Annotated in this window: 19 protein-coding genes; 12 read left to right on the plus strand and 7 right to left on the minus strand. The window is 57.3% G+C overall.

The genetic code is table 11. The annotated features are described in order from the left end of the window. Together ACIOU6_RS26110 and ACIOU6_RS26115 are read left to right on the plus strand one after the other, a co-directional pair. A partial coding sequence (locus ACIOU6_RS26110; RefSeq protein WP_181196921.1) for a ribonucleotide-diphosphate reductase subunit beta occupies positions 1-407 on the plus strand: 407 nt, incomplete at its 5' end. Positions 408-752: 345 nt separating this feature from the next. After that, on the plus strand, positions 753-1,289 hold the full coding sequence (locus ACIOU6_RS26115) for a Bro-N domain-containing protein (protein ID WP_401139477.1): 537 nt from the start codon (positions 753-755) through the stop codon (positions 1,287-1,289). Positions 1,290-1,418: 129 nt separating this feature from the next. Here the strand turns inward: ACIOU6_RS26115 and ACIOU6_RS26120 are convergent, their stop codons facing one another. After that, positions 1,419-2,516, minus strand: coding sequence for an HNH endonuclease (locus ACIOU6_RS26120; RefSeq protein WP_401139449.1), 1,098 nt, complete (start codon positions 2,514-2,516; stop codon positions 1,419-1,421). 188 nt (positions 2,517-2,704) lie between these two features. Here ACIOU6_RS26120 and ACIOU6_RS26125 point away from each other — a divergent pair, with 188 nt between their 5' ends. Further along, positions 2,705-3,691 carry a hypothetical protein gene (locus ACIOU6_RS26125; protein ID WP_401139452.1) on the plus strand — a complete coding sequence of 329 codons (987 nt, stop codon included), beginning with the start codon at positions 2,705-2,707 and terminating at the stop codon, positions 3,689-3,691. Positions 3,692-3,694: 3 nt separating this feature from the next. Here ACIOU6_RS26125 and ACIOU6_RS26130 read toward each other — a convergent pair whose 3' ends face one another. The 3 genes from ACIOU6_RS26130 to ACIOU6_RS26140 all read right to left on the minus strand — a co-directional run bounded on the left by ACIOU6_RS26130 (position 3,695) and on the right by ACIOU6_RS26140 (position 6,665). Beyond that, positions 3,695-4,891: a hypothetical protein gene (locus ACIOU6_RS26130; protein WP_401139455.1), complete on the minus strand. Its 1,197-nt coding sequence runs from the start codon at positions 4,889-4,891 to the stop codon at positions 3,695-3,697. Positions 4,892-4,977: 86 nt separating this feature from the next. Beyond that, positions 4,978-5,697 carry a DUF6933 domain-containing protein gene (locus tag ACIOU6_RS26135; protein WP_401139458.1) on the minus strand — a complete coding sequence of 240 codons (720 nt, stop codon included), beginning with the start codon at positions 5,695-5,697 and terminating at the stop codon, positions 4,978-4,980. Positions 5,698-5,849: 152 nt separating this feature from the next. Next, entirely contained in the window at positions 5,850-6,665 is an 816-nt protein-coding gene (locus tag ACIOU6_RS26140; RefSeq protein ID WP_401139480.1) for a sulfite exporter TauE/SafE family protein, read from the minus strand. A 112-nt stretch (positions 6,666-6,777) separates the two neighbouring features. Here ACIOU6_RS26140 and ACIOU6_RS26145 point away from each other — a divergent pair, with 112 nt between their 5' ends. Both ACIOU6_RS26145 and ACIOU6_RS26150 read left to right on the plus strand, forming a co-directional pair. Further along, positions 6,778-7,545, plus strand: coding sequence for an AraC family transcriptional regulator (locus ACIOU6_RS26145; protein ID WP_401139461.1), 768 nt, complete (start codon positions 6,778-6,780; stop codon positions 7,543-7,545). 93 nt (positions 7,546-7,638) lie between these two features. Beyond that, on the plus strand, positions 7,639-7,956 hold the full coding sequence (locus ACIOU6_RS26150) for an XRE family transcriptional regulator (protein ID WP_401139464.1): 318 nt from the start codon (positions 7,639-7,641) through the stop codon (positions 7,954-7,956). A 63-nt stretch (positions 7,957-8,019) separates the two neighbouring features. On the opposite strand, the gene ACIOU6_RS26155 is transcribed toward ACIOU6_RS26150, so the two are convergent. Then, a complete protein-coding gene (locus ACIOU6_RS26155; protein WP_401139467.1) occupies positions 8,020-9,075 on the minus strand; it encodes an MBL fold metallo-hydrolase in 1,056 nt (351 codons plus the stop codon). A 213-nt stretch (positions 9,076-9,288) separates the two neighbouring features. On the opposite strand from ACIOU6_RS26155, the gene ACIOU6_RS26160 reads away from it, so the two are divergent. From ACIOU6_RS26160 to ACIOU6_RS26170, 3 genes are all read left to right on the plus strand, one after another. Beyond that, positions 9,289-9,897: a TetR/AcrR family transcriptional regulator gene (locus ACIOU6_RS26160; protein ID WP_221730764.1), complete on the plus strand. Its 609-nt coding sequence runs from the start codon at positions 9,289-9,291 to the stop codon at positions 9,895-9,897. Between the two features lie 404 nt (positions 9,898-10,301). Next, complete coding sequence (locus tag ACIOU6_RS26165; RefSeq protein WP_221730763.1) at positions 10,302-11,621, plus strand: PAS domain-containing methyl-accepting chemotaxis protein; 1,320 nt, start codon at positions 10,302-10,304, stop codon at positions 11,619-11,621. Positions 11,622-11,788: 167 nt separating this feature from the next. After that, on the plus strand, positions 11,789-12,313 hold the full coding sequence (locus ACIOU6_RS26170; RefSeq protein WP_221730762.1) for a DUF1003 domain-containing protein: 525 nt from the start codon (positions 11,789-11,791) through the stop codon (positions 12,311-12,313). On the opposite strand, the gene ACIOU6_RS26175 is transcribed toward ACIOU6_RS26170, so the two are convergent. After that, entirely contained in the window at positions 12,314-13,255 is a 942-nt protein-coding gene (locus ACIOU6_RS26175) for a LysR family transcriptional regulator (protein WP_221730761.1), read from the minus strand. A 15-nt stretch (positions 13,256-13,270) separates the two neighbouring features. Between ACIOU6_RS26175 and ACIOU6_RS26180 the strand changes: the two genes are divergently transcribed. Then, positions 13,271-13,975 carry a CTP synthase gene (locus ACIOU6_RS26180; RefSeq protein ID WP_401139470.1) on the plus strand — a complete coding sequence of 235 codons (705 nt, stop codon included), beginning with the start codon at positions 13,271-13,273 and terminating at the stop codon, positions 13,973-13,975. Further along, positions 13,975-14,289, plus strand: a complete 315-nt coding sequence (locus ACIOU6_RS26185) for an antibiotic biosynthesis monooxygenase (protein ID WP_221730759.1) — start codon at positions 13,975-13,977, stop codon at positions 14,287-14,289. Before ACIOU6_RS26180 ends, ACIOU6_RS26185 begins: the two co-directional genes overlap by 1 nt. 127 nt (positions 14,290-14,416) lie before the next feature. Here ACIOU6_RS26185 and ACIOU6_RS26190 read toward each other — a convergent pair whose 3' ends face one another. After that, positions 14,417-14,743, minus strand: a complete 327-nt coding sequence (locus ACIOU6_RS26190; RefSeq protein WP_221730758.1) for a DUF2025 family protein — start codon at positions 14,741-14,743, stop codon at positions 14,417-14,419. A 221-nt stretch (positions 14,744-14,964) separates the two neighbouring features. On the opposite strand from ACIOU6_RS26190, the gene ACIOU6_RS26195 reads away from it, so the two are divergent. Together ACIOU6_RS26195 and ACIOU6_RS26200 are read left to right on the plus strand one after the other, a co-directional pair. Further along, complete coding sequence (locus tag ACIOU6_RS26195; protein ID WP_221730757.1) at positions 14,965-16,092, plus strand: glycerophosphodiester phosphodiesterase; 1,128 nt, start codon at positions 14,965-14,967, stop codon at positions 16,090-16,092. Between the two features lie 139 nt (positions 16,093-16,231). Beyond that, positions 16,232-16,537 (plus strand): PepSY domain-containing protein, encoded by a 306-nt coding sequence (locus ACIOU6_RS26200; RefSeq protein ID WP_401139474.1) that lies wholly within the window; start codon positions 16,232-16,234, stop codon positions 16,535-16,537. Positions 16,538-16,996: the final 459 nt, after the last annotated feature.

A 16,996-nucleotide genomic window follows, 5' to 3' on the forward strand; every position in this document is an offset into this window, starting at 1 on the left:
CCGGCGTCGCCGAGCAGTTCCAATACATCCTGCGCGACGAATCCATGCACCTGAACTTCGGCATCGACGTGATCAACCAGATCAAAATCGAAAACCCACACCTGTGGGATGCCGAAATGAAGGAAGAAGCGACCCAGATGATTCTGCAGGGTACGCAGCTGGAGATCGAATACGCCCGCGACACCATGCCTCGCGGCGTACTGGGCATGAACGCGGCGATGATGGAGGACTACCTGAAGTTCATCGCTAACCGTCGTTTGAGCCAGATTGGTTTGAAGGAAGAGTATCCAGGGACGACTAACCCGTTCCCTTGGATGAGCGAGATTATGGACTTGAAGAAAGAGAAGAATTTCTTTGAGACGCGGGTTATTGAGTATCAGACTGGTGGTGCTCTGAGCTGGGACTAATAGTCTCGCTTGGTACGATTTGACGATTGCTGCCTGAGTCGACGAGTCGAGAAAGTAAAAAGCCCCGATCTGATCGGGGCTTTTTTATGGGCGATGGGTAATCCGTTTCCATCCCTACACCGCAGCGTTAAATGTCCTACAACAGTTACAGTCGCTTCCGCATTGATACCCTCCACAAGCACCTCTAAGCTCAATCGCAGGTGCCTAAGAAACGCCCAACGTAGAAGCATGGTCAACCCACAGACGCACAAGTCGTCGGTGGTGATTGCCTGCTCGTTGGGATTTCTTAAGTCCACTCTACGTTGGGGCCAGGCTCTCCAAAATCTAAACGTAGAGGTCATGGATATGCCCGATCCTTTTTCTGTAACCGTCTTCTCTCGCCACAATCTCGCTCTTCATGCCCTTCTACTCGAAAACCAACCATGGTTCTGCGCCCGCGATATCGGCCGTTTGATGGGTGTCCATCTGAGCGAACGCATGGTCAACAAACTGGACAAGGATCAGCGGTGCGTCTTGTGGATTGAATTTTCCCGGCAATCCGAAAAGCAACTGATGCTCAGCGAGTCCGGCGTCTACGCGCTATTGGTGTATCACTACGTTCCGGGGAATCGATTGTTGCGTGAGTGGTTGACTCATCAGGTGGTGCCGGCCTTGCGTGACGCTGCAGATTCGGGAAATTCAAATCGGCCAATGTTGAGCTTGTTGGATTGGCCGGAGATGTCTTTGAGTTTGCTGCATTGGCAGGATGAGGGCTGGATTCGGCTTCGGGATATGCCTTACCTGTTAAATGATCAGCCGCAGCGGAGAGCAACTACGATTCGACCTTGGTGGCGACGAGTTGCTCAGGCGCTCCAATCTTCGAGGCGCTATATGGCTAGGTGACGTTTATAGGAGCACTTGCGAGCCCCACGACCCTTCACAAGGCGTTCATGACAGCCATTCAATTCGACCGAGGGTTTGCACCCTCGGCGATCGTATGGGTGCGAAAAAGAACAACCGTGATTGGAATACTCAACCTTCAATTGCTTGCAACCGAAGCTTCAATCTCTGATTCACGAATGCGCCATGCACCCCAGAGTGAATTTCCCGATGACAACTTGGACATACAGCTGCCACATACCGTGGGTGGTCTAAACCACCATCGGAGAGCCTATTCACATGATGCGGTTCTAAATAGGGGTTGCCATCTTTCTTCAAGAACGGAGCTGGCATCTCACAGCTTTCACATATTCCCTGAGCACGCATCAATACGTAAAACGAGACCTTCCGGCTACGCTGATAAATCTTACGCGGTGCGGATTGCCCGACTCCATCACTGGCAAGCTTACACGCAGCCAGCGCGACCAGCCGCGCAGCAGCCAGAGACTCGGGAAGGTCAGCCTTATCCTCGTCCTCGTCACCAACTTCAATCGTTCCGCCAGAAATACCGACCGGTACTAGTCGAAAAACAATAGCCGCACGATCCTGGCCAGTTACATCCGGTTGAGTCCGCGTGAACATATCAGCACAAGAAAACTCACCCACATAAGCGCAGCCTTTACCTTTGCCGAGTGACTTGAACAAATGCAGTGCTCGGCCATCCACGGCATGTTCAGCAATGGCGCGGTTGCCACGAGTCAAAGTCATCGCACCTCGCTGTCCTTCACCCGTGTAAAGGTAGGCGCCGTCGTCCCAACGATCTGCATAACCGTATTGTTCACCGCTATCGCCAGTGAACAAAAAAATCACTGGATAGATAGCTGACGCTGCAATGCCACTTTGCCGGCTACCGCCGAACGCACCATTGATTTCAGTTTTTCGATCGTAAACAGCCCCCGGCGTGAACTGCAACACAAGCTCACCCTCTCCTCGCGGCAACTCCACAATAGTGAAGCCTCGCTTCTTAAGGTAGCTGTTGGCCGGATGCCCACCCGAAAACTCGCCTACGGAAATACCAGTCGCCAGAGAGATGATTTTCTTCACTGGGTACAGCTCACCCCCCGCATCAATGGCATAACGATGAGCTTGGTTGTTTTCCCAGTCTCGCCACTCAGGCCTACTCCGAAATTTATGATCAAACTCCAGCATCGCGCTGCCTATTCGTTCCTTCGAGACCGCTTTGATCACCACGAATGCCGCCTTTTGTAGTCAATGGCTGTAGGAAAATTCCTATAGTCGCCAAACTCCAAAAGGGTTTCAATACATGACAAAGCAAAGAACCACTATTTATAGGCGATGCTTTTAAATAGCGACGTGTTCCCCTAACTCGTTAACTAGCGTTAACTCACCATCTTCTCCTCAAGGATCCGAGCCCCACCATGAAATTCGATTTCGCCTACTGCCTCGGCCTCGACGACAAGTTGTCGATCTATGACGTTCGCGATCTCAATTTCGATGAGACGGTGGCGTTTGACTCCGCGAAGGAACACTTCCAGTGCCCCAACGATGCCTGTCGTTCGGCGTTCGATGCGTCGAACGCGTTGGGTACGTTCAACGCCAAGAATGTGAATTACGTGCGCACGCCGCACTTCAAAAATTTGCCCACTACGCAGCATGTGGCGGGTTGTCCGTATGTGAGTTTGAAGGCGTCGGCGTCTGGCGTTGAGACGGCGGATGGCGAGGGGGATGACGGGCGGGAGGAGCATTTTCCGTCGGAGTTGTTGCTGACGCGGCGTGAGTATGTGCGTAAGCCTGCCGCGCCTGCGGGGGCGGCGGATGTGTTGCGCGATGATCCGGTGCGGGTGGCGGCGGTGAGTGGTAAAGAGTCAGCGAGTCGTGAGTCTGCGCCGGACAAGACCAGTGTGTTTGCGCATCCGGTGGAGTGTTTTGTGTCGAACTTCGCCGACAAGGCGTTGCTCAAGCGTATGCCGTTGAAGATCGCCGAGCACACGGCGCCGTACAGTTCGTTCTTCAAACCGATCAAGTTCTTGATGGACAACAAGGGGCTGATTTACTGGGGCCGGATCAAGAAGATCGAGGACTTCCACGGCGCCAGTTTTCGTATCGATTTCGAAGGCAGGGTCTGGTGGAAGAAGCCTGAAGACAGCAAAAAGAAGCCTTACACGGTCAGCGTCTATCTGAACAAAAAGTTGATCGACAACTACCGCAAGCGCAAAGCGTTTCTGGAAGAGATCACGCAGGCGGTCGACAGTGATAAGGCGTTGTTCTGTTTCTTCTATGGCGTGACGCCGGAGTTGAAGCAGGTGCCGGGCAAGAAGAACCCCGAAAAGCCTTTCGAGGTCTTCAATGCCGATATCGAGAACCTGGATCACTTCATCATTCGTGAAGCGCCAGGTCTGGCGTGACGGTTAGCCCTGGGGCAGTTGCAGTTTGACGGCGCCAGGGTGTTGTTTGATCAGTGAGTACGGCAGCACTGGCCACTCGGGCGCATCACAGGCGCGTGCGACGCGCGCAAAGTAGGCGCCCAGGTACAAGCCTTTGGCGGTGAAGTGCCAGGATGGATACCCCCAGATACTTTCGTCCGTATAGTCGCAGCTGTTTTCATCCTCCTCTGCCGGCTTCTTCATTTCATCGGGATACAGCGCGGTGAGTTGTTTGACCAGCCACGGCGCGAGCACTTCACGTTGATAGGTTGAGTGCGCACTGCTTTGCGCGGAGCTCAATGGCTGATCGCCCAAGCTGTCGCGATCGGCGTGCAGCAATGGCTTGCCCTCGCCCACCCACAACACATCTTCCAGCGACAGCGAATGCCCGCTGCTCACATCAATATTGAGCGGCGAATCACCGAAGTCAGGATGCGCGCCCCCGCAGTAGTAGCTGGTTGAAATATTCAGGCTGACGAGCGCGGGTGAAATCAGCTTCGGTTCGGCCTGCTGCACGAATTCGACGTTGTCCCCACCCTGTAACTGGCAGTAGTGGTAACTGATGACTTCACTCCAGAGGCGCCCGAGCAACTGCTGATTGACCCGTTGCAGGTCATCTTTGGGCAGGCCCGATTCAACACTGAACAGCGAAATCGTCGACTCAGGTTCCGTCCACCATTGCAGGTCATAGCCCATGAAGTTTTCTTTCTTCACGGGTTTGAGCTTAAGGCCCTGTAGGCGCAAATACTCGTAGGGCGAGCTTTTGGGTAGTGAGGCAATGAAGGGCAACGTGGTTGATGTCGGCGCAGGCAGTTTGGCCTCGGCCAGTTTCACCGGCAGTTTTTTGCCTTGCGGACTTTGCCATTCGCCCTGCCAGCCGTTGGCGGTTTCTTCCAGCTTCAAGGTCGGCAGCGGCTTGTCTTCGCCGTAGCGGTTGTCGCCTTCAACGAGGTTCAACGTGCCGTCTTGCAGCCAACCGCTGAGGGCCAGGTCGCGGTGATACTTCTCGTAGAAATAGCGGCCGCTCACTTCGTCCGGCTGTTCCGTGTTCAACTCAACGACGATGGGCGTTTTGCCCAGCGTGCCGGTGAATACATGCCGACCCTCGTCGGCATGGGCGGTGGAAATCAGCGTGAACAGCGCAGCGGCGCAGGTTGCCGGACGCAACAGTCCCTTGAGCATTGATCGATCCTTGAGAGAGGCAGAGGCAGCGCCGGAAGATGGATGCCGGCGCGGGTAAGTTCGGGGCGGATTATGGCGAGTGCACTCTAAGTATTCGAGTGTTGTCGCTCGTATTCTTCCAACCAGGCTTCGCGCTTGATGGCCGCGTTCTCCAGGATTATTTGCTTGCGGCGCGCTTTGGCTGCATGCAGTTGAACGTCATCGAGAAAACAATAATGACGCAGCCAGTGGAGCGTCATTTCCTCATCCGGGAAGTAATACGTCTTCACGCCCTTGCTGTTTCTGGGCGTGTCATTCATCTGCTCGTCAAACACCCTGGCGGTGTCTTCATCAGGCGGTAAACAACCGATTTGAGCGGCCTTGCTCTGGAAGATCCAGGCAATTTCATCAATGTGCTTTTGCGCACTGCGGTGGCTGCGCCGATAGAACGTTTGCTGCTCACAGGTCTGCGTCATCCGCGCCAATATCAAGTCGGGATCGAGCCACTGTTGTAGATCGTGCTTCAACGCATGCATCAACAACCCGCTGGCCCAACGCTCGACAAATCGCGCCACAAACCCTTCGGCGTCAGCCTTCTTCGCGTCGGCAAAGATCATGCAATAACGGGTTTTAACGTGGATGGCGATCAGCACATGCTTACGTTGCACGGTTATCGCGTGTACCAACCATTGCTCGTCAGAACCGGCCAGTTCATCGTCTTCAATGACGGATGACGGCGGTTTATTGTCCAACGGCGTGATCTTTTTGCCCTTGTGGATACGGCTGAAAAATTTGCTGGCGGCCTCGGTGCAATTGAAAATCAACATCCTGGTTCTCTGCTAAATACGGGAAATGATGCTCTGTCGTCATGTTTGATTTCTTCTGCCCATCCAGTGTTGCAGGGCTGGCGAGCGGTGCCTGAAATGCGCTCTCACAGCTCTGAGCCGAGATCTCACGATTGCTCATCGGTCTGTAAGGCTCACTTTATCGAGATAACCAGCAGCACGACAATCAGCAATCCAATATAGACCCACGCATGCACCCGATCCGGAATCCGTCCGATCCACGGCGCGGCCAGTCTAATCCCTATCAACGAGCCAACCGTCAGCACCGCAAACGCCAGCAGGTCTACGTAACCGATAAACCATGGTCCCAGATCCGTCTCGCTGAGCCCGGCCAGGGCCATGTAGGTCAGCGTCCCAGCCATTGCCACCGGCACACTCAACGGATTGGCCATGGACGTTGCTTGGGACATGCTCAGTCCGCAACGACGCAAGAGCGGCACGGTCATGACGCTGCCTCCTACACCGAGGAACGTGGCGATGGCGCCGATGCCTACACCGCCGCCGGATATTTCTGTACTGCTGAGTCGGCGGGGGACGACGCCTTCATTGCGGGTGAGAAAGCCGCGTCTGAGCAAGCAGTCGATGATGGTCACGCCGAGGTAGGCGATGAAGGCATAGCGGATGACTTCGCCACTGGCCCACACCGCCGCGACCGCACCGATAACCGCACCAAGCCCGATAAACCCTCCCAGCGGCCACAGATAATGACGGATCAGGTTGCCGGCGCGGCGGTGTTTGTCGGTGGCGATCAGGGCGTTGACGATCATCACGCAGGTCGAGGTGGCGACGGCGATGTGCATGGCCGATTGGCCGACGGGGTCAGCGGCGCCGTGGCTGGCGGTGAGCAGACGATAGAGCAGCGGTACGACGACGAAGCCGCCGCCGAAGCCAAAGAGCACGGCGGTGATGCCGGTCAGGCAGCCGAATAGGGTCAATAAGAGGTAGAGCATGGAGGCGTCGTCCGTTGGTGAGGAGCGGTCGACGATAGAGCGGCAGGTCTTGGCCTGCTTCAGCAAGTCAGCCAATAATGTTTGCGTTTACGCCAATGGCTGAGAGTCCTCAATGCGCAATGTTTCGATCAATCTGCTGGATGACACGCCGCGCCCGGTGGTGGCGATCGGTACGGATTATTCCCACGGTCATCTGTTGCCGTTTCATACGCATCGGCGCGCGCAACTGTTGTACGGCGCGACCGGGGTGATGCAGGTCAGCACCCATGACGGTAATTGGGTGGTGCCGCCACAGCGCGCGGTGTGGATTGCGCCGGGGGTGGCGCATGAGGTGTTGATGCTCGGCGTGAGCACTCGCAGTTTGTACATCGAACCGGGCGCGCTGGACTTGGGTGGCCGCTGTCAGGTGGTCAGTGTGTCGCCGCTGATGCGGCATTTGCTGATGGAGGCGGTCGACGTGCCGCTGACCTATGACCAGAGCGGCCGCGACGGCGCGTTGATCGATCTGTTGCTGCATGAACTGGCGCGCAGTGCGCCATTGCCCTTACACATTCCCCTGCCGACTGAGGGAAAACTGCTCGCGCTGTGTCAGAACTTTCTGCATCAACCGTACGCCCATCAATCACCAAAGGAATGGGCGGACCAGTTACACATAAGCTTGCGTACCTTCAACAGAATGTTTCGGCAACAGACCGGGTTGAGCTTCAGTCAATGGCGACAACAAGCCTGCGTGATACAGGCATTGGCGCGGCTGGCGTCGGGTGAAGCGGTCACGCGGATTGCCCTGGATTTTGGCTACCAGAGCCCGGCAGCGTTCTCGACGATGTTCCGGCGCATTCTCGGTCAGGCACCGTCCGTCTGGTTGGAGGCGGCTAATTAAGGCAAATCAAAAAATGCATTTGATCCCGGCCAAAAACAACTGTACAAAAACACAGTATATTTTCAATCAGCACTCTTGAGCCCGGAGCACACCATGGCCTCTCTTGCGATGAACCATATCCTCGAACGCATTGCCCTTTTCCAGTTCACCCCGACTCACTGCGTCCAGGCCCGAGCGATGCTGGGCTGGAGCGTGGAGCAGTTGTCGCGGGAAGCTGAAGTTTCGGTAGCCGACATTCAACGGTTCGAGGCGCAGCAAGAGATCGCCGATGCGGCGCGTCTGGCGCTGGCGTATCGGTTTGAGGCGTTGGGGTTGGTGTTCTTCCCCGGGTTTGCGCCGGGGCGTAGTGCGAGTTTGGCGGGGATGGCTGTGGAATCGGCGGGGCGTGGGGGTTATGCGATGGCGGAGTGAGCAGTTGTGGTGAGGGGATTTATCTCCTCACCACAAGACAACGTCAGCATTCACTCATCGGGATCAGGCGTTTTGCACAACCGCCTCACTCTCCCCTTCAACCTCCAACCACCATGCATTCCCACGCTGCGGTTGCGTCAGGTTGAACGCCTCGCCCATTTGCGGGGTGGTGATCGAAATACTGCGTTCCCAGGCCAGTGACAGGATGCGGTCGAACGGTTCATGCCAGGCATGCATTGCCAAATCGAACGTGCCGTTGTGGATGGGAAACAGCCAGCGACCCTTGAGGTCGATGTGCGCTTGCAGGGTTTGTTCCGGTTGCATGTGTACATGTGGCCATTCGACGTTGTAAGCACCGGTTTCCATCAGGGTCAGGTCGAACGGGCCGTACTGTTCGCCGATACGCTTGAAGCCGTCGAAGTAACCGCTGTCGCCACTGAAGAAGATTCGCGTGTCGGCGTCGATCATCACCCACGACGCCCACAACGTGCTGTTGCCGTCGAACAGGCCTCGGCCGGAGAAGTGCTGCGACGGCGTGGCGATGAAGCGGATGCCGGCGATTTCGGTGCCTTGCCACCAGTCGAACTGACGAACTTTGTTGGCATCGATGCCCCACTTGATCAGGGTGTCGCCGACGCCCAACGGGGTCAGGAACACGTTGGTTTTGGCGGCCAGCGTGAGTACCGCCTCGTAATCGAGATGGTCGTAGTGGTTGTGGGACAGGATCACCGCTTCAATCGGCGGTAATTCGCTGATGCTGATCGGTGGCTGGTGAAACCGTTTCGGGCCAGCCCATTGCACCGGCGATGCGCGCTCGGCGAAGACTGGGTCGGTGATCCAGAATTTATCCTGCATCTTGAGCAGCAAGGTCGAGTGGCCGAGGCGATAAATGCTCTGGTTTGGCGCTGCCAGCAGGTCTTCACGGGTCAGCGGCTGTACCGGGATGGCGGCGGCAGGCCGGGTGTTGCGCGGTTTGTGGAAGATCATGTTCCACATGATCCGCAGCATTTTACGAACACCTTCGCGCTGCACCGGCGCATGATTGCGGAACAGCCCCTGATCCTGTCGAGAGGCGTCAGGCGTGGAATTTTTATCCGGGAGCGAATCTGGATTGGCCATGACTGAATGACTCCAGAAAACCGCGCAATTCGCGGTTTTCCACGATGGGACGATAAATGGCCAAGCTGCACGCACAGGCCGAACTGTCTGGTTTTTAGGCTGCGTGGATTAACGCAACATTACACTGATCGGTGTAGTTTCTAGGTTGCATGAAAGCGCACGGCAAGTAAACTGCCAAGTGTAATTTCATCCCATCCTTGCCGAAGCGTATCTATGACTGCTCCACAGCGCCTCACCGACCGTAAACGCGAAGCCATCATTCAGGCGGCGATTGCCGAATTCCGCGCCAACGGTTTCGAGATCACCAGCATGGACAAGATCGCGGCCACCGCAGGTGTGTCGAAGCGCACCGTGTACAACCATTTCCCCAGCAAAGAAGCGCTTTTCGCCGAAATTCTCGACCAGTTATGGGCACGGATCAGCGCCGAGCCGTCGGTGATTTATCGCCCCGATCAGCCGTTGAGCGATCAGTTGCGGCAGATATTGCAGGCCAAGGTGCAGATGATGGCGGACGAGAACTTCCTTACATTGGCGCGGGTGGCGATTGCCGCAACCGTTCATTCCCCAGAGCGTGCGCAAAACATGGTCGAGCGCATGGGTGAACACGAGGGAAGTCTGACTGTGTGGATTCGTGCCGCGCAGGCCGATGGCCGACTGAAACCGGTCGACCCGGAGTTCGCCACGCACCAGGTGCAGGGATTGCTCAAAGCCTTTGGCTTCTGGCCACAAATGTCGATGGGCCGCGCTGCTCTCGATGCCGACATGCAGAACACAGTCGCCGAATCGGCACTGGAAATGTTTCTGGCCCGTTATCAACGCTGACTCACCGCTCGCCCCCCATTCTGCGGTGCTCAGTGAGGTTGCGGGCGCTAAGCGTGAGCCTGAGTCTCGGTTCGACGCGGCCTAAAAACTTGTACAAGATCGCCCTCCACTGCAAAACGGATCCAAAAAATCGCTGCACACCTTTAAATTAAAGCCTTACAGCGCCATCAGCGTCGCTTGCACCTGCTCGAAAGCTTGCAACAATGCCAATAGAAAACTTATACAAACCTGCAAAAAATTACTTTCTTGTACAAGTTTATGAAGTTTTGTATAAGTAGCGAGCTGTCAGTCATGGAATGCTGGCATTGAGCCGCCAACGCCGAATGCCGCCCGCGCATTCGGCCTGCCAGCGAGGGAATAAGGACTGAATCCTTAACCCAACCTATTTCCAGAGTACTGCGAGCATGTTTTTCAATCGCCAGAAGTCCGTCATCGACGATCTCCAGCAAACCCTCACCGAGCAAGCCGGCCTGCTCAATGCGATCAATCGCTCGATGGCGGTGATCGAATTCGACCTTGAGGGCGTGGTGTTGCGTGCCAACGACAACTTTCTCAAGACCATGGGTTACACGCCCGAGCAGGCTATCGGCCAGCCACATCGACGTTTCTGCACGCCGGAGTTCGGCCGCAGTGCTCAGTACACGCAGATGTGGTCACAACTGAAGAACGGCCAGTTTCTGTCAGGCACCTTTGAACGGGTCGACAGCAAGGGCGAGCCCATCTGGCTCGAGGCCAGTTACAACCCGATCAAGGATGCTTCGGGACGTGTGGTGAAAGTGGTCAAGTACGCCATGGACGTGACCACCAAAATGCAGCAGGAAAGCGAGACCAATGCCAAGCTGCAGGCCATCGACCGGGCGATGGCGGTCATCGAGTTCAACCTTGACGGCAGTATTCTTACAGCCAATCAGAATTTTCTGACGCGCATGGGTTACACACTCGCCGAACTCAAAGGTAAACATCACCGTTTGTTCTGTACGCCGGAAATGGTCAACAGCAGTGCTTACGAAGATTTCTGGCGTCGGTTGAACCAGGGCGAGTTTTTCCACGGACAGTTCGAACGTATTGATAAACGCGGGCAACCGGTATGGCTTGAGGCCAACTACAACCCGGTCTACGACGCCGCCGGGCGCTTGTGCAAAGTGGTTAAGTTTGCCTCGGACGTTACCGCCCGCGTGGTGCAGCACGAACAGGACGCGCGCAGCGCCAGCGCGGCTTATCACATCTCGGTGGAGACTCGAAAAGTCGCCGAGCAAGGCACACAGGTGATCCAGCAGGCCGCCAGCGAAATGCGCGAAATTGCCGAGGATATTGCCCAGTCTTCAACCTTGATTGCGCAACTGGGCGAACGCTCGGAGCAGATCACCGCCATCGTCAACACCATCCGTGCGATTGCCGATCAAACCAACTTGCTGGCGCTCAACGCGGCGATCGAAGCGGCGCGCGCCGGTGAGCAAGGTCGCGGTTTTGCAGTAGTGGCCGACGAGGTGCGACAACTGGCGGCGCGCACCAGCGGTTCGACGGCGGAGATTTCCAGCATGATCACCTTGATCCAGAACGAGACCCGGCAAGCGATCAAAAGTATGGACGGCACCCGAGGTCGCGCGGCGCAAGGCGTTGAACTGGCGAATCAGGCGGGCACGGTGATTTTGCAGATTCGCGACGGCGCCAGTGAAGCGGTGCAGGCGGTCAGCATGTTTGCCAACGAGCACGCGCCTGGCTGATATCTGTGCATCGCTGGTAGACCGAGTCGCGGCCATCACGGGCATGCCCGCTCCCACAGAGATTGAGTCAACCACACAATTTGTGTACGACGACTTAACCTGTGCGCGCGGGCGGCCAAAACGCAGCGCTATAGTGACTGCACGTCCCAAGCCCTGCCGAGTGCATCATGATCACTGAAAAAGCTGAAACACCTGCCACCGACCACCTGCGCTTCCACCGCCCCCACGCCCACCTCGCCACAACCTTTGGCAACGATAAATTTGCGCTGCGGGCCGAGGCGTTTGCGCGGTTCTTCGGTACGCCTCTGTTCCTTGGCGCGCAGACCTTGATTGTCGCGGTGTGGGTCGGCCTCAACGTGTGGGGTGTGACGCAATTCGACGTCTACCCGTTCATCCTGCTGAACCTGGCGTTCAGCTTGCAGGCCGCTTATGCCGCGCCGCTGATCCTGCTGGCGCAAACCCGTCAGGCCGCACGCGACAAGGCGCAAGCCGACGCCGACGCGCAACACCGTGAAGCACTGGCGCAAGCCAACACCGAGCGCCAGGCCCAAGCCGCGAGGAACACCACGCAACTGCTTGAACTGCTGGAACAGAACACCCGCCTCACTGAAATGACCAAAGACCTGAGCGAACGCATCGAAGGCCTGACCAAAGAGTTACACGCGCATGTGTGTCAGAACCCACTGCGTTGATCAGGGCAGACGCAGGGCTCGCCCGAGCTCATCGAACAGCGTGACCACCGAGCGCAATGCCCGGCAATCCGGGCGGGTCAGCAACCACAGGGCGGTGTCGTAGCCCTGCAACGGCTCGCTCAACGCCTGCAAACCGTCGCTGATCAGGAAATCAGGCAACGCCGCCACACCGAGGCCGGCGCGCACCAGTTCGGTGACGGAAAGCATGCTGTTGCAGCGATAGCCCGGGGTCACGCCGGGCAAGTGCTGACGACGCCACGCGACCGTCGGATGATCGGGCAGAAAGTCATCCGGGGCGATCCAGGTCAGCGCTGCCAGATCCGAAGCATCGACGCTGTGCAGGTAGCGCACACTGGCGCAGACCCGGTAGGAAATCTTCGCCAGTTGCCGTCCGACCAGATGTTGCGGCGGTGTGCGCGTCAGGCGCAGGGCAATGTCGGCGTCACGACGGCTAAGGTTGGCGAAATCGTTGGAGGTGCTCAATTCGAGGGTCAGCGCCGGGTAGTTGGGCATGAACTGCGCCAGCGCCGGCAGCAGCAAGCCTTGCAACACCGAGTCGGTGCACGTCAGACGCACCGTGCCGCTGATCACTTCGCCACCCTGCTCCACGCCGATCCGCGCGGCGTCCAGTGCTTGCTCGGCACGTTCGGCCTGCTCGGCCAGCGTCTGTGCAAGCGTCGTCGGTAAATAGCCGGCGCGGCTTTTTTCAAACAATTCGCGGCCAAGGGCAGCCTCCAGACGGCGCACGGCGCGGAACACCGTCGACACGTCAACCTTCAGCAGCTGTGAGGCCCGGGCCAGAGAGCCGCCACGCACCAAAGCGAGGATCAGGGCCAGATCCGGATAGTCGAGCCGATAGTGCGTCGGTGCATTGATCACTTGGGTAAACGCCAATATTGAGTGCGTGAACGCCAATCTATAGTGGGTGCCATCAATCAACAAGCGCAGGGAACCCCCATGGAAAGCCGCGCCATCCGCATCGCCCTGATCGGCGATTACGACCCGCTAGTCACCGCCCATCAAGCCATCCCCGTGGCACTCGGTCTGGTCGCCGAACACCTCGGCCAACCTGTGCAATTGGACTGGTTGGCCACCGAACACATCCACGCCGATACACCACTGGGAGGCTTCGACGGTTTCTGGTGCGTGCCGGCCAGCCCTTACAAAAGTGAAGCTGGCGCACTGCGGGCGATCCGCTTTGCCCGCGAGCAGCAGCGCCCTTTCCTCGGCACTTGCGGCGGTTTTCAGCATGCCGTGCTGGAGTTTTCCCGCCATGTGCTGGGCTGGGCCGACGCTGAGCATGGCGAAACTTCACCCGATTCAGAGCGAGCCGTGCTCACGCCTCTGAGCTGCTCGCTGATCGAAGCCGTGGACAGCATTCATCTGCTACCCGGCTCGTTGATCGCCCAAGCGTACGAAACGTCGCAGATTCATGAAGGCTATCGCTGCCGCTACGGTGTGAATCCACACTACGCGAGTGACCTTCTCAAACATCAGCTCCAGGCGGTGGGGCATGATTCAGCGGGGGATTTGCGGGCATTCGAACTCAAGGATCACCGGTTTTTTGTCGCAACGTTGTTTCAACCGGAACGTGCGGCGCTCAAGGGCCAGATGCCGCCGTTGGTGCGAGCGTTTGTCGAGGCTTGCAGGGAGCAACGTTGATGAAGCCGACTACAGATTGTTTCGCGGTGATTTTCAATTCAACCCGCACCGAGGGCGACAACGGTTATGCCGAGGCGTCCGAGCGCATGATGGCGTTGGTGGGCGCACAGCCGGGGTTTCTTGGAATTGATTCGATTCGCGGGGCGGATGGTGTCGGGATCACGGTTTCGTACTGGGAGAGTGAGGCGGCGATTTTAGCGTGGCGACAAAATCCTGAGCATCGGGTGATCCAGGAACGAGGGCGCTCGATCTGGTATTCGGCGTTCCATACGCGGGTGTGCAGGGTTGAGCGTGAGTATCGGTTTGGGCAGTAGGTGCTGTGCCGTGCTTTAGGGCGCCTTCGCGAGCAAGCCCGCTCCCACAGGTTATTGGTGAGCGCCACAGAGCCAGTGTGGGAGCGGTTTTGTTCGCGAAGAGGCACTCACCGTCACGACAAAACCCTCAGCCCTGCACCAGACTGCGCATCGCCACAATCTCTGGCACTTCGCGCTTGTGCATGTAAACGCGCAACGGTTCGGTGATGTTGAGGCGGTCATCGATATTCTGATTCAGCAACAACTGAATCAACTCGCGTTTAAGCGTCATGGTCTGCGGCGACGCGGGTGCCCAGACGAATTCACGGGTGGGAATAATGCCGTCGTCGGCCACGTCCATGCCGAACGAGTCTTCGCTGAAACGCACGATGTACTGACCGGTTTTGCGGTTGAGGCCCACAAAGCCTTTGAGGTCGTCGGCGGCCTGGCAGATGAGTTGGGAGGTGATGTGCATGGTAAACCTCACGAAAGATGATCGATGGTTTACACACAGGGCAATTGGACGGCGCGCTCTCTGCCGGAGCGTCTGCCGAGGGCAAGCGTACTGCAAACGGCGACACAAAAGTGCAGGAAAAATGGCTTTTAATACGTTTATGTCGGTCTGGCGATGGCGGGCAATCGATTCAGTTGTTAAAAGGTACGTCTTTGAAACTGCCCTGCGAAAGGAACTCGAACATGCCCGCCACGTTCACCAAAAGCGCCCTCATGCTGAGCCTGCTGCTCGGCCTTGGTCAGGCGCATGCCGCCAGCCAGACTGATCCCAATGCAGTCGCCGCCGCTCATGGCATTCCGCATCCGGCGGTGATCGCCCATCGTGGCGCTTCCTTCGATGCCCCGGAATCCACCGCCGCCTCATACAAACTGGCCCGCGATCTGGGTGCCGACTACCTGGAAATGGATTTGCAGCGCAGCAAGGACGGCGTGCTGTTCGCCCTGCACGACAACACCCTGCAACGCACCACCGACGTCGCGACCAAATTCCCGGACCGTAAAGACAGCCCGGCCAATGCCTTCACCATGGCCGAGTTGAAAACCCTCGACGCCGGTAGCTGGTACAACAAGGCGTATCCGGATCGCGCACGCCCGTCTTACGCGGGGCTGAAAATTCTGACCCTCGATGAAATCATCAACATTGCCCAGGCCAACCCAGCGCACAAGCCTGGTCTGTATATCGAGACCAAAGAGCCGCAACTGTTCCCCGGGATCGAACACGATCTGAAAGAGAAACTGCAGGATCGCGGCTGGTTGAGCCGGGCCGGTTCGAAACTGGCGAAGAGCGAAACGAGCGTCGGTCAGGGCAAAGGCCGGGTGATCCTGCAAACCTTCGAGAAGAACAGCCTCGAACTGCTGCAAAAGGAAATGCCGCAAGTGCCGAAGATCCTGCTGCTGTGGGTGGGCGAAGGCGGCATGGAGCCGAAATCCAAGGTGACTTTTGCCGAGTCCGGCGAGAAGGACAAAAACGCTTTCTACGGTAAACAGGAACCGACGTCCGATGCCGAGTTCAAGCAGTGGGTCGACTTCGCCAAGGCGCATGGTGCGATCGGTACCGGCCCTTCGGCGAAGCTGACCCATGGCGGCGACCAGAGCTACTCGGATCTGGTGCAGCCTTGGATGAACCAATACACCCACGATCAAGGCTTGCTGGTGCACGTCTACACGGCCGATGAGCCGGTGGACTTCGAGAAGGTCATGGCCGCAGGCGTCGATGGCATCTTCACCAACCGCGCCAGCGAACTGTTGAAGTTCTATAAACGCCCGGCAGCGGCCAGTGTTGATCAGGTGTTGAAGAACAACGGTTTCTGATCGGTCACCGGGGTGTCCGCATCGCGAGCAGGTTCGCTCCCACAAGAGCATTCTGCGGACGATGCGGTGTTTTAAGGGTGAATTAAGTTGCGGTGGTTAACCTGAGGCCACTTCAACAAACAACCCAAGGAATGACCCGATGAAAACGTTGACTGCCCTGTTTACCGCCGCCGCTCTGACCCTCACCGCAGGCCTGGCCCAGGCTGATGTGCGTGTCGATCAGATCCCCGAACTGGTCAAATCCGGCAAGATCAAATCGCTGGAAAGCATGAACCAGAAAGCGCTGGAACTGCACCCGGGTGCGACCATCACCGACACCGATCTGGATAACCACTTCAACGGTTATGAGTACGAAGTCGAACTCAAAACTGCCGACGGCAAAGAGTACGACGTGGACTTTGATGCCACCACCGGCAAGGTGCTGAGCAACAAACTGGATAGCTGATACACCTTACACACCAAGCCGCACGATCACTGGATCGCGCGGCTTTTTTGTGCCTGACAGCAAACCCTGTGGGAGTGGGCTTGCTCACGAAGGCGGTGTGTCAGGCAAAGCGACGCTGGCTGATCTTGCGCTTTCGCGAGCAAGCCCGCTCCCACAGGGGATCGGGGTGGTCATGGAGTTTGGGGCTGGCAGTGAAACCGGTGGGAGTGGGCTTGCTCACGAAGGCGGTGTGTCAGGCGCAGCTACTTTGGCTGATCTTGCGCTTTCGCGAGCAAGCCCGTTCCCACAGGGGGTCGGGGTGGTCATGGATTGGGGGGGGTTGGCGGTGAAACCGGTGGGAGTGGGCTTGCTCACGAAGGCGGTGTGTGTAGTGGTCAACTAATTCCGGACACCTCAATAGGTGATTTTGACGCCATCGCCCGTTCGTAAACGGTCGGTGGCAGATATCCCAGTTTCGAG

This window comes from Pseudomonas sp. NPDC087615, from assembly GCF_044743445.1.
Taxonomy (GTDB): Bacteria; Pseudomonadota; Gammaproteobacteria; order Pseudomonadales; family Pseudomonadaceae; genus Aquipseudomonas; species Aquipseudomonas baetica_A.

What these genes read in the sequence shown, in the direction of transcription:
- ACIOU6_RS26115 (WP_401139477.1), top strand. Translation starts at nt 753, where the DNA reads ATGCCCGATCCTTTTTCTGTAACCGTCTTCTCTCGCCACAATCTCGCT.
- ACIOU6_RS26125 (WP_401139452.1), top strand. Translation starts at nt 2,705, where the DNA reads ATGAAATTCGATTTCGCCTACTGCCTCGGCCTCGACGACAAGTTGTCG.
- ACIOU6_RS26130 (WP_401139455.1), bottom strand. Translation starts at nt 4,891, where the DNA reads ATGCTCAAGGGACTGTTGCGTCCGGCAACCTGCGCCGCTGCGCTGTTC.
- ACIOU6_RS26135 (WP_401139458.1), bottom strand. Translation starts at nt 5,697, where the DNA reads ATGTTGATTTTCAATTGCACCGAGGCCGCCAGCAAATTTTTCAGCCGT.
- ACIOU6_RS26140 (WP_401139480.1), bottom strand. Translation starts at nt 6,665, where the DNA reads ATGCTCTACCTCTTATTGACCCTATTCGGCTGCCTGACCGGCATCACC.
- ACIOU6_RS26145 (WP_401139461.1), top strand. Translation starts at nt 6,778, where the DNA reads ATGCGCAATGTTTCGATCAATCTGCTGGATGACACGCCGCGCCCGGTG.
- ACIOU6_RS26150 (WP_401139464.1), top strand. Translation starts at nt 7,639, where the DNA reads ATGGCCTCTCTTGCGATGAACCATATCCTCGAACGCATTGCCCTTTTC.
- ACIOU6_RS26155 (WP_401139467.1), bottom strand. Translation starts at nt 9,075, where the DNA reads ATGGCCAATCCAGATTCGCTCCCGGATAAAAATTCCACGCCTGACGCC.
- ACIOU6_RS26160 (WP_221730764.1), top strand. Translation starts at nt 9,289, where the DNA reads ATGACTGCTCCACAGCGCCTCACCGACCGTAAACGCGAAGCCATCATT.
- ACIOU6_RS26165 (WP_221730763.1), top strand. Translation starts at nt 10,302, where the DNA reads ATGTTTTTCAATCGCCAGAAGTCCGTCATCGACGATCTCCAGCAAACC.
- ACIOU6_RS26170 (WP_221730762.1), top strand. Translation starts at nt 11,789, where the DNA reads ATGATCACTGAAAAAGCTGAAACACCTGCCACCGACCACCTGCGCTTC.
- ACIOU6_RS26180 (WP_401139470.1), top strand. Translation starts at nt 13,271, where the DNA reads ATGGAAAGCCGCGCCATCCGCATCGCCCTGATCGGCGATTACGACCCG.
- ACIOU6_RS26185 (WP_221730759.1), top strand. Translation starts at nt 13,975, where the DNA reads ATGAAGCCGACTACAGATTGTTTCGCGGTGATTTTCAATTCAACCCGC.
- ACIOU6_RS26190 (WP_221730758.1), bottom strand. Translation starts at nt 14,743, where the DNA reads ATGCACATCACCTCCCAACTCATCTGCCAGGCCGCCGACGACCTCAAA.
- ACIOU6_RS26195 (WP_221730757.1), top strand. Translation starts at nt 14,965, where the DNA reads ATGCCCGCCACGTTCACCAAAAGCGCCCTCATGCTGAGCCTGCTGCTC.
- ACIOU6_RS26200 (WP_401139474.1), top strand. Translation starts at nt 16,232, where the DNA reads ATGAAAACGTTGACTGCCCTGTTTACCGCCGCCGCTCTGACCCTCACC.